We start from the raw sequence: 13488 nt of genomic DNA, 5'->3' as shown, positions 1-13488 counted from the left end.
CCGGCATGGCCGAGAATGGCTGGACAACACAGGCTGCCACCGCGGCCGGCATCGCGGCCGGGACCGGGGCCGCTCAACTGGGTCTGGGCTACGGCCTGGGTGTCATCACCTGGCCGGTCACCCTCGCCGACGCCGACAGCGTCTGGCTGGGCAGCCTCGGCTGGGCGACCTGGATCACCGCGAGCGCCACGGTGCTCGGGGCGGTCATCGCCGGCCGGCTGCGAGCCGAACGCCCCGGCCGGTGGCGGGCGCTCTGGCGCTTCGCGCTGGCGACCGCCTCGGCGGTGGGCGCGCTGGTGTCGGTCGTCCTGGTCGCGCTACCGGCCCGGTCCGCGGTCCGCGCCGACACCCTGTCACCCCAGCTGGTCGCCAGCGGGTACGCGCTCGCCGGCCTGCTGGCCGGCCTGGTGGTCGCGTTCTGGGCGGTGTCGTCCACCCCGGTCGCGGCCAACCTGATCGGCACCGCGCTGTGGCTGTGGACACTGGCCATCGCCGGCGTGGTGGCCGAACTGCTCACCGGGCGCGACTTCGCCACCTACCTGACCAGCTGGCAGTTCGCCGAGTCGGTGAGCCCGGTCCGCTACGGCGGGATCTACTGGCCGAGCGCCCTGCTGACCCTGGTCGCGGCGTTCGTCATCGGGCTGGTGGCGGCCGGTCCGGCGGCGCTGAGGGGCGAGCTGGGGCTGGGCACGGCGATCTCCGGCGCGGTCGGGCCGCTGCTGGTCGCCTTCTCGTTCCTCACCCTGGCGCCACTGTTGACCGAGGCGATGGGGCCGCTGGAGTCGGCGTACCTGATCGCGCCGTACGCCGTCCTCGCCGGCCTGGGCGGATCCGCGCTCACCGTGGCCCTGGTGGCGGGCCGGCGCGGTCGGCTGACTCCCGTCCCCGTCCCCGCCCCCGCCCCCGCCCCCGTCTCCGTTTCCGTCCCGAAGACGGAGAGCACCCCGGCGAAGCCGGCCAAGGCGACCGGCCGGGTGACCGCGTCCGCGCCGGCGAAGGCGGCGACTCCCACCAAGCCGGATCCGGTCGACCCGGAGGTCGCCGAGGCGTCCCGCCCGAGCGGCCGCACCCCGGCCAAGCGCCGCAACGGCAACGGCGACACCGCTCCGCGGTCCACGATCACCCCGCCGCCGGCCAGCCCGACGGTGGCCCGGATCAACCCGGACGATCCCAAGAAGTCCGGCAAATAGCTCAGATCGGCCAGGTGTGCACCGGCTCGTTGGTGCGCTGGAATTCGAGGTAGCGCTGCGTCATCTCGCGTAGCGCCACCACCCGGTCCAGCCCGCGCTCCTGCACGGTGCGGACCGTCTCGCTCTGCCAGACGGCGCCGTTGCGCCGGGTCCGGCAGCGGTCCTCGATGATGCCGAGAAACCGGTCCCGATGCGCCGGGTGCACCCCGTACCGGTCCAGACCGGAATGGGCGCGGGGAAGCAGCACGTCGCGCACCAGATCGGTGACCGGCACCTCGCCGCGACCGGGCCAGAACAGCCGGGCCTCGATCCCGTCGCGCGCTCCGGTCCGGAAGCCGGCCTCGGCCGCCGCGAAGTCCAGGCACGCCCAGAGTGGCGGATCCTCCTCGGCGAGCTGCCGGACGAGCCCGAAGTAGAACGCCGCGTTGGCGAGCATGTCCGCCACGGTGGGGCCGGACGGCAGGACCCGGTTCTCCACCCGCAGGTGCGGGCGGCCGCCGGTGACGTCGTAGACCGGCCGGTTCCAGCGGTAGACAGTGCCGTTGTGCAGGCGTAGTTCGGCCAGTTCGGGGATGCCGCCGGCGGCCAGGACGGCGGCCGGGTCCTCGTCACCGAGCTCCGGCAGCAACGGTGGGAAGTACCGGACGTTCTCCTCGTACAGGTCCAGGATCGAATCGATCCAGCGGTCGCCGAACCAGACCCTCGGTCGTACGCCCTGTGCCGCGAACTCGTCCGGGCGCGCATCGGTGGCCTGCTCGAAGAACGGGATCCGGGTCTCCGCCCAGAGCCGCCGCCGGTAGAGGAACGGAGCGTTGGCGCCGAGCGCCAGCTGGACTCCGGCGATCGCCTGGGACGCGTTCCAGTACCGGGCGAAGTCGGCCGGGTCGACCCGCAGGTGGAACTGCGCGCTCGTGCAGGCGCCCTCCGGAGCGATGGTGTCGCTGCTGGTCAGCAGCCGCTCGGGGCCTCGGATGTCGATCCGGAAGTCGTCACCGCGGGCGCCCGCGATCTCGGCGTCCAGGGCGCGGAACCGCTCGTTGTCGGAGATGTCGGCGTGCACCAGTTGACCGGCGGTGAGGGTGGGCAGCATCCCGATCAGGATGAGCCGGGTCTCCCGTTTGCGGGCGGACTCACCAGCCGCACACAGCGCCTGCAGGATCTCTCGCTCGTAGTCGGCGAGCCCGTCGCCGGCCAGCGACCGGGGTGGCACGTTCAGTTCGAGGTTGAACCGGCCCAGCTCCAACTGGAAGCGGGGATCGGCCAGGTCGGCCAGGACCTCGGCGTTGCGCATGGCCGGGGCGGCCTCCGCGTCGACCAGGTTGATCTCGATCTCCAGGCCGGTGGTCGGGTCGCCGGGCTCGAACCGGCCGTCCTCGAGCATCCCGGTCAGCGCGTCGAGCCCACGGCGCACCCGCCGCCGGAACAGCACCCGATCATGCGGCGAGAAGACGGCGGTCACCAGTTCCTTGCCCATGTGCTGCCCTCCCGGGACGGCCGGGGACGAAACGGATATCGATCACCGCTCTGTGAACGAACGACTGCGCTCGGTTCACCCTGCCATCCCTCGCGGACGACCGCCAGACATCCGGAGACACGGAGAACGCCGCCCGGAACCCGGACGGCGTTCTCCGATCAGGACGGTCAGCCCTGCTGCAGGATGGCCTCGCCCTCGATCTCGATCTTGACCTTCTTGCCGATCATCACGCCGCCGGTCTCCAGGGCCATGTTGTAGGTCAGGCCCCAGTCCTCGCGGTCGATCTCGGTGTGCGCGCTGAACCCGAAGAGATGCTGCCCGTACGGGCTGGTGGTGGCGCCCTCGAACTCGACGACCAGCTCGACCGGCCGGGTGATGCCCTTGATGGTGAGCTCGCCGTCGAGGACGAACTCGGCGCCCGCGTGCGACTTCACGCCGGTGCTGCGGTACTCCATCGTCGGGTACTTCTCGGCCTCGAAGAAGTCGCCGGTGCGCAGGTGGTTGTCCCGGTCGGTCTGGCCGGTCTCGACGCTGGCGGTCTTGATGGAGGCGACGACCGAGGACTCCAGCGGGTTCTCCGCCACGGTGACGGTGGCGGTCGCCTCGGCGAACTGGCCGCGGACCTTGCTCACCATGAGGTGCTTCACCACGAAGCCGACCCGCTTGTGCGCCGCGTCCAGCTCGTAGGTGCCGGCGGCGGGAATCTGGAGGCCTTCGAACTCACGGGTGCTGACGGTCATGACACTGCCTTCTCTCGAAGCTCGGTCCGGATGCTTGTCTGACGGAGCAACTATATGCGCCGCAATATTCCTCCTGTCAAGTGCCTGCTAGAGTCGAAGCGTGAACAAGGACCTGGACGACCCGCGCCTCACCGCCGTCGGGCTGCTCGCGGAGGCCTACACGGGCCTGATGAACCGGCTGGCCGCACAGTTCGAGGAGCACCGGCTCTCCCCGGTGGAGTTCGAGGTGCTGATGAGACTGGCCCGGTCCCCCGGCAATCACCTGCGGATGACCGATCTGGCCGGGCAGACCACCCTCTCCACGAGCGGTGTCACCCGGGTCGTCGACCGGATGGAGCGCAGCGGGCTGGTCCGCCGGGAGGCGTGCCCGAGCGATCGGCGCAGCTCCTACGCCGTCATCACCGACGAGGGCATGCGGCGGCTCACCGAGGTCCTGCCGGGCCACCTGGAGCTGGTTCAGCGGTGGTATGTCGGTTTGCTTCCCGAGGAGCAGCTGACCCAGCTGCTGGATTCGCTGCGCACGGTCCGGGACGCGGTCAACCCGTGCGCGACGGCGGGCAGCACGGAGTCCGCGCTGCCCGCCTGATCGATCACTACAGGCCGAGGCCCCGCGCGATGAGCATGCGCTGCACCTCGGAGGTGCCCTCGCCGATCTCGAGGATCTTGGCGTCCCGGTAGAACCGGCCGACCGCGGACTCGTTCATGAATCCGTAGCCGCCGTGCACCTGGGTGGCGTAGCGGCTGTTCTCCATGGCGGCGTTGCTGGCGTTCAGCTTGGCGATCGCGGCGTACCGCTTGAAGTCCTCGCCGGCGAGCATCCGGGCGGCGGCGTCGTAGTAGCCGAGCCGGGCCACGTGGGCGCGCATGTCCATGTCCGCGATCAGGAACTGGACGGCCTGGTTGGCGCCGATCGGCCGGCCGAAGGCGGTGCGGTTGCCGGCGTACGTCACCGACTCGTCGACGCACCCCTGAGCCAGGCCGACCGACAGCGCGGCGATCGCGATCCGGCCCTCGTCGAGGATGCGCAGGAACTGGGCCAGACCGCGGCCGCGTTCGCCGAGCAGGTTGGCGGCCGGCACCCGGACCTCGTCGAAGGACAGCTCGTGGGTGTCCGACGCGCACCAGCCGACCTTCGAGTAGCCCGGCGCCACCGTGAATCCGGGCGTGCCGGACGGGACGATGATGGTCGACAGCTCCTTGCTGCCGTCCGGGTTGGTGCCGGTCACCGCCATCACCGTGACCAGGCAGGTGATATCGGTGCCGGAGTTCGTGATGAACGCCTTGGTTCCGTTGATCACCCATTCGCCGGTGCTCTCGTCGAGCACCGCACGGGTGGTGGTGCCGGCCGCGTCCGACCCGGTGCCCGGCTCGGTCAGGCCGAAGGCGGCGAGCGCCTCACCGCTGGTCAGCCGGGGGAGCCACTGCTTCTTCTGCTCGTCGGTGCCGTACCGGAAGATCGGCATGGCGCCCAGCGAGACGGCGGCCTCCAGGGTGACGGCGACCGAGCTGTCGACGCGGGCCAGCTCCTCGAGCGCCAGGCAGAGCGCGAAGTAGTCACCGCCCATCCCGCCGTGCTGCTCCGGGAACGGGAGACCGAAAAGGCCCATCTTCCCCATCTGGCGCACGATCTCGTACGGGAAGGTCTTGTTCTCGTAGTGCTCAGCGATCACCGGCGCGATCTGCTCCTGCGCGAACTGCCGCACGCTGTCGCGCAACTCCGCATACTCATCACCGAGCCGGAAGTCGACCATTGCCCCATCCTTAACGCTCGTTAGGCTTAACGGACGTTAGGTTATCTCACGCTTCGGGAGGCGGCAACGACGAACGGGAGTCCCCGTCACGGAGACTCCCGTTCGTTTCACTGCTACCGGCGCCGTGGAGTCGCGCCGGCGGTCATCGGCGTCACGTGCCGATGCGAGTCGCGCCCGGGACCGGCGCAACCCGGCCTTCCACCACGTGCGGTCAGCGCAGGGTGTCGAGCAGGTCCAGGCCGCCGAAGCTGCCCGAGCGAACGCCGCCCAGGTCCTTGGTCAGCGCGGAGACCGGGGACTTCTCGTTCGCCCGGCCGCCGTTGCCCTTGCCGTACTTGTCCGGGCTGACGTCGTTGTCGTCGCTCGGGGCCTCGAAGTCGTCCTTCGTGTCGGCCGGGAAGTCGTCGCCGCGGTTGCCGCCCTTGTCGTACCCGGCGTTGGCGTTGGCCTTGCCGCCCTTGACGTCCTGGTCGCGGACGTCGTCGACGTCACCCGGCGTCCACTGGTCACCGGCGCCCTTGACGATGCCGTTGCCCTTGAACTTCGGCTTCCGGTGGCCGGGGTAGTAGTCCCCCCGCGGGCCGTCCGGGCCGAGGTCACCCAGGAACTCGTCGCAGTCGTCGAGGAGGTAGTCCGGAACCGGGTAGTACGGCACGTAGTTGTGCACCGGCAGGATCCCGTAGTCCGGGCCCCCGTCGAAGTCACCGGGGTAGAAGCCGCCCGGGTAACCGTCGCCGGGGAGAACGCCGCCCGGGAGGACACCGCCGCCGGGGAGGACGTTACCGCCGGGGAAGCCGCCACCCGGGAAGCCGCCGCCGGGGTTCTGGCCGCCGCCCGGGTGACCGCCACCCGGGTTGAAGCTGATCGGCTGGCCGCCGCCGCCACCGATCTGGTTCGCGCAGATGCCGGTCGCGTTCGCGAAGCCGAGCACGCCGATCGCGTTGCCACACGCGTTGATCGGGATGTTGATCGGCACCGACACCTGGTTGCCGTTCAGGAGACCGTAGTTGCCGGTGGTGACCTGGTCGCCGAAGCCGCCCCCGGCATTGGTGGCGCTCTCGGTGCGCTTGCCGAGCTTCTTGCTCTCCTGCGGGTGGGCCATGCGGTAGGTCGGGCCGATCTGGTTCGCGCAGATGCCACTCGCGGTCGCGCTACCGAGCAACGCGAGGGCGTTGCCGCAGGCGTTGATCGGGATGTTGATCGGCACGGACACCTGGTTGCCGTTCAGGGCGCCGTAGTTGTTGTAGCTCAGCTGGTCCGGGCTGCTGCCGCCGCCGGGACCGCCGCCCCAGATGCTCTCCGGGGTCCGGGCGGACTCCACCTGGTTGGCGCTGACGCCCTTGGCGGTCGCATGCCCGGCCACAGCCGCGGCGTTGCCCGTCACGTTGACCGGAACGTTGACCGGAACGGCCACCTGAGTGCCGTTCAGCGCGCCGTAGTTGTTGAACGAGCGCTGCTTGGTCCCGCCACCACCGTTCTCGACCTTGTTGGCGCCGGCACCGGACGCCTGCGCCGAGCCGAGGGCGCCGACCGAGTTGCCGACCAGGTTCACCGGCACGGTGATCGGCATGGCGACCTGGGTGCCGTTGGCCGCGCCGAAGTTGTTGAACGTTGCCTGGTCGACGTCGGCCTGGGCGACCGCGGCCGGGGCCAGCAGGAGGGCACCGGCGGCCAGGACGCCGACACTCAGAGTCTTACGAACCCAAGTCTTCTTCATCAGAAAAGATTTGCCTTTCGCAAATGGTCAGCATTGTTTCCGCGTATTCATTTGTTCGGTCCGGAACCACAGTTTTTGGGCGCAGCGGTGCCCTGGCACTTTTCAAGCCCTGACTCCGCCTGTCGACACGCGCCCTGAGGTGGCGCTTCGATTGCGGTGAAGGTGATGCCCTTTTGACGATTCGCCGTTTGTGCGCAAACGGTTCAGGAATCGCTTCCCGGACGCCCTATGAAGCGCCGGTGAAGGGTTGGCGGAGCGCCGTCACTAGTCAGGCGAGACGGTCGGTGCCTCGGCGTCGTTCCGCCGGGCCTCGACGTCGGCCGCTACCGGTAGCCGATGGTTCGCCACCGCGCCGTTCGCGAGCCGGGCCGGAAGAACGGCTACCGAGCCGGCCTCCGGGGACGCTCCCGAGCCGTTGGCCGGGATTCCGCTGACTGCCCCGAGGTTCATCCGCCGTGGCGTGGGCCCGTCGTCGGGCACCTCGTCACGTGCGGTCTCCGGCGCCGGCCGGGCGGCCGGGATGCGCCGTTGAGCCTCGGGCCTGAACTGTGCCCTGGCCTTACCGGCCACGGCTTTCGCCTTTTTCGGCTTCGCCTTTCCGGTACGCGTGAGGACCGGTTTCTCCGGCCGTTTCGCGTCCGGCACGGCGGCCGTGACGTCGACGACGGTCACCGGAGCCGCGGCGGCCGCCGGCGGTTCCAGCGGATAATCCACCGGAACAGGTTCGGTCACGGGTTCCGCGACGGTCGTCGCCGGCCGCGACTGCGCCCGGCCGTCCACCGTTCCACCGCTGGCACGCGGGGCGGTGACCACCGTTCGCAGCGACGCACCGACGGGCTCGCCGTCGATCGCGGTCACCTCGTCCACGATCTCGTCGATCGCCTCCACCGGCATGGACGGCTCCAGCGGCCGGGCAGCCGCCTCGAGGAGTTCGCCGACCGTGGGTTCGTTCCCGGTCACCGACGCCACCTCGGACAACACGGACCCGATCAGGTCATCGTGGTCCGCGGCGTGCGCGGCGGAGCCGGTGAGCAACCAGGCCGCTCCGGCCAGGCCTCCGACGACGACTGCACGCAGGATCCACCGGGATCCGGTACGGCCCGCGCGGCGCTCCGTCCGCCGCTCCGCCCCCTGGCTGTGGGACGGCATGAGCGGGGAGCCGCCATGGGTGCTTGGCAGAGACCGGCACGTCGCGCGCTCGTCGCGCTCGACCCCCCAGTCCGCCATGGTTCACCCCTCGTCGTCACGGTGACCGATTAGCCCTGTTCAGTGCAAACAGGCGGTATTGGTCACTCGGTATTGGTAACGACGGGAGCGACGTGAAAGTCACGCGGACAAATCGGAAAAATGATCGCAGGAAAAAGCAGCGAAAATCACACTGGTCCTTAGTGTCCGGTCAGTGCGTGGATCGTCGCGTCACGCAGCAGAGCGGCCCTGCGCACCCGATCCACCTCGCCGCCGAGGAACGGTGTGGAGTTCATCAGACCGAACGCCGCGTGGGCCAGCACCCGGGCCTCGGGAGCGGGCAGTTCCGGACGGACGCGGGACAGCACGGCCACCCATTCCTCCACATAGAGCCGTTGCAGCTTGCGGATCTGCCGGCGCGGATCCTCCGGCAGGCGGTCCAGCTCGTGCAGGTGCAGGGCGATCACCGCCGGGTTGGCCAGCGCGAAGTCGACATGGAAGTCGATCAGATCGGCGAGGGCGGCCTCCGCGTCGTCCGGATGCCGGGCGACGCGGGCCTGGCCGCCCTCCAACAGGCTTTCGCTGACCGGGATCAGGGCGGCGACCAGCATCGCCTCCTTGCCCGCGAAGTGGTGGTACAGAGCCGGGCCGGTGACGCCGGCGGCGGAACCGATGTCGTCCATCGACACGCCGTGATAGCCACGGGAGGCGAACAGGCCCACCGCGATTTCCAGAATCTCGTCGCGGCGCGACCGCCGCCGAGGCGCCGGTGGGGTGGTCCGGTGCCGCTGATCTACCGTCGTCACCTCGCAACTGTAACCCGATGTCAAGTCCGGACTAAACGGTCGTTCACCCCTGGACGGCCGCCTGCGCCTCGGCGTACAGGTCGGTGGCCAGCTCCCGGGTGGGCGAATCCGGACTCATCCGCTTCAGCAGGTCACCGAGCATCCGCTCGGCCTCCCGCGGTGACCCGGAACGCAGCAGCGCCTCGGCCAGCATGCCCTCCAGCCGGTCGGCGTCGTCCACCGCGCCGATACCGCGCAACGGCTCCACCGCACCCCGCAGGTGGGGCAGCGCCTCGGCGTAGCGGCCCCGGCGCATCAGCAGGTTGCCCACCTCGAAAGCGAAGATGGACCGGCCCCAGACGACACCCGGCTGCCCGGCCAGCTCGGCGGGCAGTTCCGCGTACCGTCGCTCGACGAACCGGATGACCTCCTCGGCCTCCGGCACCTCGTCGGCGTAGTTGAGCGCCATCAGCCGGCGGCGCAGCACCCGCAGTTCGGCGACCAGGTCACCGGCCTCGTGCAGCGCTTCGGCCGCGGCCCGGAAGGTCAGCGCGGCCTCGCTGTCGCGGTCCAGGTCGTACAGCAGCTGACCGGCCTGCTCGCCGACCTGGCCCCGGCCGGCCGGATTGCCCTCCAGCCGCTCGATCAGGTCGCGGTAGAGCTGGAGCGCCCGGCTGCTGTCGTCGAGGTCGCGGTAGATGGCGGCCAGCAGGAACCGGGTGTCGAGGGCGGGTTCCTCGGCGCCCAGCCGGTCGAAGCCGAGCAGCGCCTCCTCGGCCACCTCCGCCGCCTCCGCCGGACGGCCGGCGTGCTGGTACGCCTGCGCCAGCTCGTGCCGGACGAAGACGCCACCGCCGTCGCCGTCACCGTCGGCCGCGACCAGCGCGACCACCTCGACGTAGTCGTCGATCGCCTCGTCCGGGCGGTCCAGGTTCATCAGGGCGCGGGCCCGGCTCAGGCGGGCCGGCAGCTCGGCGCCGGGCACACCGGCCGCGAGCGCCTCGCTGAGCACGGCCACCGTCTCCTCCGGTGACTCGCTGAGCCGACCGACGATCACGGCGGCCTCGGCGGCGATCCGGACCGGACCGTGCGCCCGGTAGAAGTCCCACGCCAGACGGGCGGCCGCGCCGGCCTCCTCGGTCCGGTCGGCCAGCGCGCGGTTCTGCGCCCGGACCATCGCGTGGTACGCCACCCGCCGCGGGTCACCGGCTTCCTCGGCGAAGCGGTCCGATCGGTCACCGGCCTCGTTCGCCTCGTCCAGCCGCTGCATGAGTCGGTACATTTGGGACAGACGGATCCACGCGTTCGCCCGGCTGCGCGCGTCGCCGTGCGCGTCGTGGTAGGCGACATTCGCCTTCACGACGGCCAGCAACTCCTCGGTCGGCTCGTCCGTCCAGGCCTTCTGCACGGCCAGCCGGGCCCGCGTCATGCCGGCCTCACCCGTGTCCCCGGCCTCGGTGAACAGTGCGGCGGCCCGCTCCCAGGCGGACCGGGTGGCCGCACCGTCGTCGTCCCGCGCCGCGAAACCACGCAACAGCCAGAGGCGGGCGGCCAACGCCGGATCGGCGGGCACCTCGAAACGGGCGTCGAAGGCCGCCAGCACCGTCCGGAGGGCCTCCTCGCGGTCCTCCAGCCAGTGCTCCCCGGCCAGGTCGATCAGCTCCGCGGCGGTGGCCGTCTCCGGCACCTCCACCGGCGGCGCCACCACGCGCACGGGCTCCGCCGCCACGGGCTCCGTCTCCGGCGACACCGGCCGGCGCGCGGTCGGCGAGAGCGGAACGGTCACGCCGTACGGTTTCGACTCCATCACCTCGACCATCAGGCCGCTCTGGTGCCGGGTGCCGTTGCGGGCGTCGAACCGGGCCGCCGTCTCGAGAGTGAACGTCTCCAGCTCACCGGCCAGGGCCGAGGCGGTGACGTCGGCCCGGCCGGACCGGCGGATCAGCGTGTCGCCGTGGCCGAGCTCGGTGAGCCGGCGCAGCAGCAGCACCGCGGACGCCGCGAAGTTCATGGCGGCGGCCGGTGACGGCGCCTGGTCCAGCCAGTCGACGTGCCGTTGGAGGATCTCCAGGCCACGATGCTCGTTGCCGGTACGCGCGCAGAAGCGGATGTGGTCGCCCACACCCCACAGATCGGCCAGGTTGTTCCGCTCGATCATGTACGACCGGCGGTGCGCGTCGGCGGCCTCCCGCAGCCGGCCGGTCCGCAGGTAGACCACCATCAGCTCGCTGAGAATGCTCTGCGGCTGCTCGGAGCAGGACAGGTCACCGGCGAGCACCGGGCCGGCCAGTTCGGCGGCCTCCTCGTACCTCTCCTGGTCGGCAAGGCGGTTGACCAGGGTGGTCGGGTCGCAGCCGGCACAGTCGGAAAGCGTGTCGCGCGGTGCGGCCTGCCACTTCTCGAACCACTCCGTCGCCTCGGCGGTCCGCCCGACGTGCTCCGCCACCAGGTACCGGTGCTTGTAGACCGCCTGCATGCCATGGCCGGATTCGCGGTACCGCCGCTCCATGTCGTCGAGCACCGCGTGGGTGCGCTCCAGCGGCACCTCCGGGAACTTGGTCATGGAGTTGACCATGTTCTTGAACAGCCACAACAGGTTGTGCATCCAGCGCTGGTGGTACGGCCCCGGGTTGCGATCGAAATCGGCCACACACCAGGAGAAGGTCGGGAACGCCTTCACCGGCTCGCCGCCGTAGATGTACGCGGTGGTCGCGAACAGCCGCGCATAGAACCGCAGCGCCGGGTCGTCGGTCGTGTCGACGTGCCGGAGAACCTGCTCCACCAGGGCGATCTGCGCGGCGCCGTACGGCAGATGCTGCGCCTCGTTGAGGAGCTCCCACAGCTCCTGGGCGGTCTTCATCGGGTCTCCTCCCCCGGGACGGCCCGGTCCAGCAGGCCGAGGAACGACGTGGTGAGCAGTGCGGCGTCAGCCGGGCGGATCGGGTGGTGGCCGAGCAGTAGCGCCTGCCCGTACAACGACTCGACGGCCAGGCCGGCGAGCTCGGCGTCACCCAGCGCGGCGATCCGGCGGATCAGCGGGTTGCGGTGGTTGAGAACCAGCTGCGGCCGGTCCGCCGGCACGGTACGGGAGAGCGCGTCCAGCACCCCGCCCCACAGGTCGTCGGCCTGATCCCGGCCCGCGGTGAACTCGTCGTGGAAGGCCGCGGCACGGCTCACCAGATACAGCGCGGGCATGGTGACCGGGTCGAAGGCGCGCACCACGACCTCGCAGCCGAGCCGGTCGAGCCGGCGCTGGGCGGCCGCCAGGAAGGGCCGCAGCAGCAGCTCGGTCTCCGCGTCCAGACCGTTGAAGCGGGTGGTCAGGTCGGTCGGGTCGAGCCGCTCGGCACGGACCTCCGGATCGGTGGCGGCGAGGCGCTGGATCAGCTCGGCGTCGTACACGTACCCGCCGTTGATCAGGCCCACCTCCTGGGCCGCGGCGACACCCGCGAGCTGCCGGAACTCGTCGGCGGTGGCGGCGTACCGCAAGACACCGTGCCGGGCCCGGAACTCGGCGAGAGTGACCTCGCCCATGTTGGTCTGCATCGGGTACCACTGCTCGACCAGGCGCAGCATCTCGTCGTCGTGCAGGGCCAGTGCCTTCACGCCGAGGTGGTGGATGCTCAGGAACTCGGCGAGACGGCGCGGGTCGGTCGCCGACAAGCGCACCAGCCAGCCGCGGAGCTGGTCGGCGATCGCCTCCCGGGTCTCGGCGAGCATGCCGTCGTCGTAGAGCGCCTCCCGGCTCGCGGTCGGCCGCAGCTCGGTGCTGTCGACCACGCAGCGGGCGAAGAAGGCCCACTCGGGCAGCAGGCCCTCGATGCTCTCGGAGAGCAGCATCCGCTTCAGATAGACCCGGTGACCGCCGCGGCTCGCCGGGTTGACCGGGGTGGGCAGCACGAACGCGGCGCCGGTGAGCCCGGCGGACGGCACGTTCAGCTCGATCACGTCGAACGGACGGAACCCGAGGGTGCGCTGCGCGTACGCCATACGCGATTCGGGTGGCAGCTCCCAGGGCACGGTGCCCGTGGTGACCGAACGACCGTCGACCGACACGGCGACCGGCAGCAGGGAGCCGTAGGTGGTGGCGAGCTCGGCCACCGTCGAACCGGTCAGGAAGTGCTCGGCGCCGCGACGGGGCAGCAGGGTGACCGTGGTGCCCGGCTCGCGGTCGTCGCCGGCACGCACCGCGTAACGGCCGTCGGCGTAGCCGGTCCAGAGCACCGGGGCGGCGCCCTCGCGGCGGGTGTGCACCCGGATCTCGTCGGCGACCAGGAAGCAGGAGAGCAGGCCGATGCCGAACTGGCCGAGGAACTCGTGCCGGGCGAAGCCCAACTCGTCGCGCTTCGAGCTGCGGCCGATGGTGGCGAGCAACTCGTGAACCTGTGCCTCGGTGAGGCCGATGCCGTTGTCGTCGATCCGCAGGGTGCCGTCGCCGGTGGTGTCCGAGGAGGCGATCGTCACCACGCCGTCGTGCCCGGGGCCGATCGCCGTGATCGCGTCCACGGCGTTCTGCAGCAGCTCCCGGACATACACGCGGGGGCTCGCGTAGAGGTGATGGCTGAGCAGATCGACGATGCCCCGCAGGTCGACCTGGAACGTGTTGCTCACGGTGCGGCACGGTACCGGGTGCCTGCGACAAAATC

Annotated in this window: 10 protein-coding genes; 2 read left to right on the top strand and 8 right to left on the bottom strand. The window is 70.8% G+C overall.

Annotated features, from left to right (window positions below):
• The first annotated feature begins 5 nt into the window (after positions 1-5).
• The gene (locus tag J5X75_RS31370) at positions 6-1190 is read left to right on the top strand and encodes an A24 family peptidase (protein ID WP_208471152.1); all 1185 of its coding nucleotides are present in this window, start codon (positions 6-8) and stop codon (positions 1188-1190) included.
• 1 nt (position 1191) lies between these two features.
• Here J5X75_RS31370 and J5X75_RS31365 read toward each other — a convergent pair whose 3' ends face one another.
• Positions 1192-2664: a glutamate-cysteine ligase family protein gene (locus J5X75_RS31365; protein WP_208471151.1), complete on the bottom strand. Its 1473-nt coding sequence runs from the start codon at positions 2662-2664 to the stop codon at positions 1192-1194.
• A gap of 167 nt (positions 2665-2831) precedes the next feature.
• Positions 2832-3404 (bottom strand): YceI family protein, encoded by a 573-nt coding sequence (locus J5X75_RS31360; RefSeq protein ID WP_208471150.1) that lies wholly within the window; start codon positions 3402-3404, stop codon positions 2832-2834.
• A 100-nt stretch (positions 3405-3504) separates the two neighbouring features.
• Here J5X75_RS31360 and J5X75_RS31355 point away from each other — a divergent pair, with 100 nt between their 5' ends.
• On the top strand, positions 3505-3990 hold the full coding sequence (locus J5X75_RS31355) for a MarR family winged helix-turn-helix transcriptional regulator (protein WP_208471149.1): 486 nt from the start codon (positions 3505-3507) through the stop codon (positions 3988-3990).
• A 7-nt stretch (positions 3991-3997) separates the two neighbouring features.
• Here the strand turns inward: J5X75_RS31355 and J5X75_RS31350 are convergent, their stop codons facing one another.
• From J5X75_RS31350 to J5X75_RS31325, 6 genes are all read right to left on the bottom strand, one after another.
• Entirely contained in the window at positions 3998-5155 is a 1158-nt protein-coding gene (locus J5X75_RS31350) for an acyl-CoA dehydrogenase family protein (RefSeq protein WP_208471148.1), read from the bottom strand.
• Between the two features lie 211 nt (positions 5156-5366).
• A complete protein-coding gene (locus J5X75_RS31345) occupies positions 5367-6872 on the bottom strand; it encodes a chaplin (RefSeq protein ID WP_208471147.1) in 1506 nt (501 codons plus the stop codon).
• A gap of 264 nt (positions 6873-7136) precedes the next feature.
• On the bottom strand, positions 7137-8099 hold the full coding sequence (locus tag J5X75_RS31340; protein WP_208471146.1) for a hypothetical protein: 963 nt from the start codon (positions 8097-8099) through the stop codon (positions 7137-7139).
• Between the two features lie 158 nt (positions 8100-8257).
• A complete protein-coding gene (locus tag J5X75_RS31335; protein WP_208471145.1) occupies positions 8258-8863 on the bottom strand; it encodes a TetR/AcrR family transcriptional regulator in 606 nt (201 codons plus the stop codon).
• A gap of 43 nt (positions 8864-8906) precedes the next feature.
• Entirely contained in the window at positions 8907-11702 is a 2796-nt protein-coding gene (locus J5X75_RS31330) for a tetratricopeptide repeat protein (protein WP_208471144.1), read from the bottom strand.
• On the bottom strand, positions 11699-13453 hold the full coding sequence (locus tag J5X75_RS31325) for an HSP90 family protein (RefSeq protein WP_208471143.1): 1755 nt from the start codon (positions 13451-13453) through the stop codon (positions 11699-11701). Before J5X75_RS31325 ends, J5X75_RS31330 begins: the two co-directional genes overlap by 4 nt.
• Between the last annotated feature and the right edge of the window lie 35 nt (positions 13454-13488).

The organism is Actinoplanes flavus (assembly GCF_017592555.1).
GTDB lineage: Bacteria > Actinomycetota > Actinomycetes > Mycobacteriales > Micromonosporaceae > Actinoplanes > Actinoplanes flavus.
Note: the sequence above shows the minus strand (reverse complement) of the source record. Positions and strands in the feature narration are given on the sequence as shown.

Coding starts and splice junctions, on each gene's coding strand:
- J5X75_RS31370 (WP_208471152.1), top strand. CDS start 6: ATGGCCGAGAATGGCTGGACAACACAGGCTGCCACCGCGGCCGGCATC.
- J5X75_RS31365 (WP_208471151.1), bottom strand. CDS start 2,664: ATGGGCAAGGAACTGGTGACCGCCGTCTTCTCGCCGCATGATCGGGTG.
- J5X75_RS31360 (WP_208471150.1), bottom strand. CDS start 3,404: ATGACCGTCAGCACCCGTGAGTTCGAAGGCCTCCAGATTCCCGCCGCC.
- J5X75_RS31350 (WP_208471148.1), bottom strand. CDS start 5,155: ATGGTCGACTTCCGGCTCGGTGATGAGTATGCGGAGTTGCGCGACAGC.
- J5X75_RS31345 (WP_208471147.1), bottom strand. CDS start 6,872: ATGAAGAAGACTTGGGTTCGTAAGACTCTGAGTGTCGGCGTCCTGGCC.
- J5X75_RS31340 (WP_208471146.1), bottom strand. CDS start 8,099: ATGGCGGACTGGGGGGTCGAGCGCGACGAGCGCGCGACGTGCCGGTCT.
- J5X75_RS31330 (WP_208471144.1), bottom strand. CDS start 11,702: ATGAAGACCGCCCAGGAGCTGTGGGAGCTCCTCAACGAGGCGCAGCAT.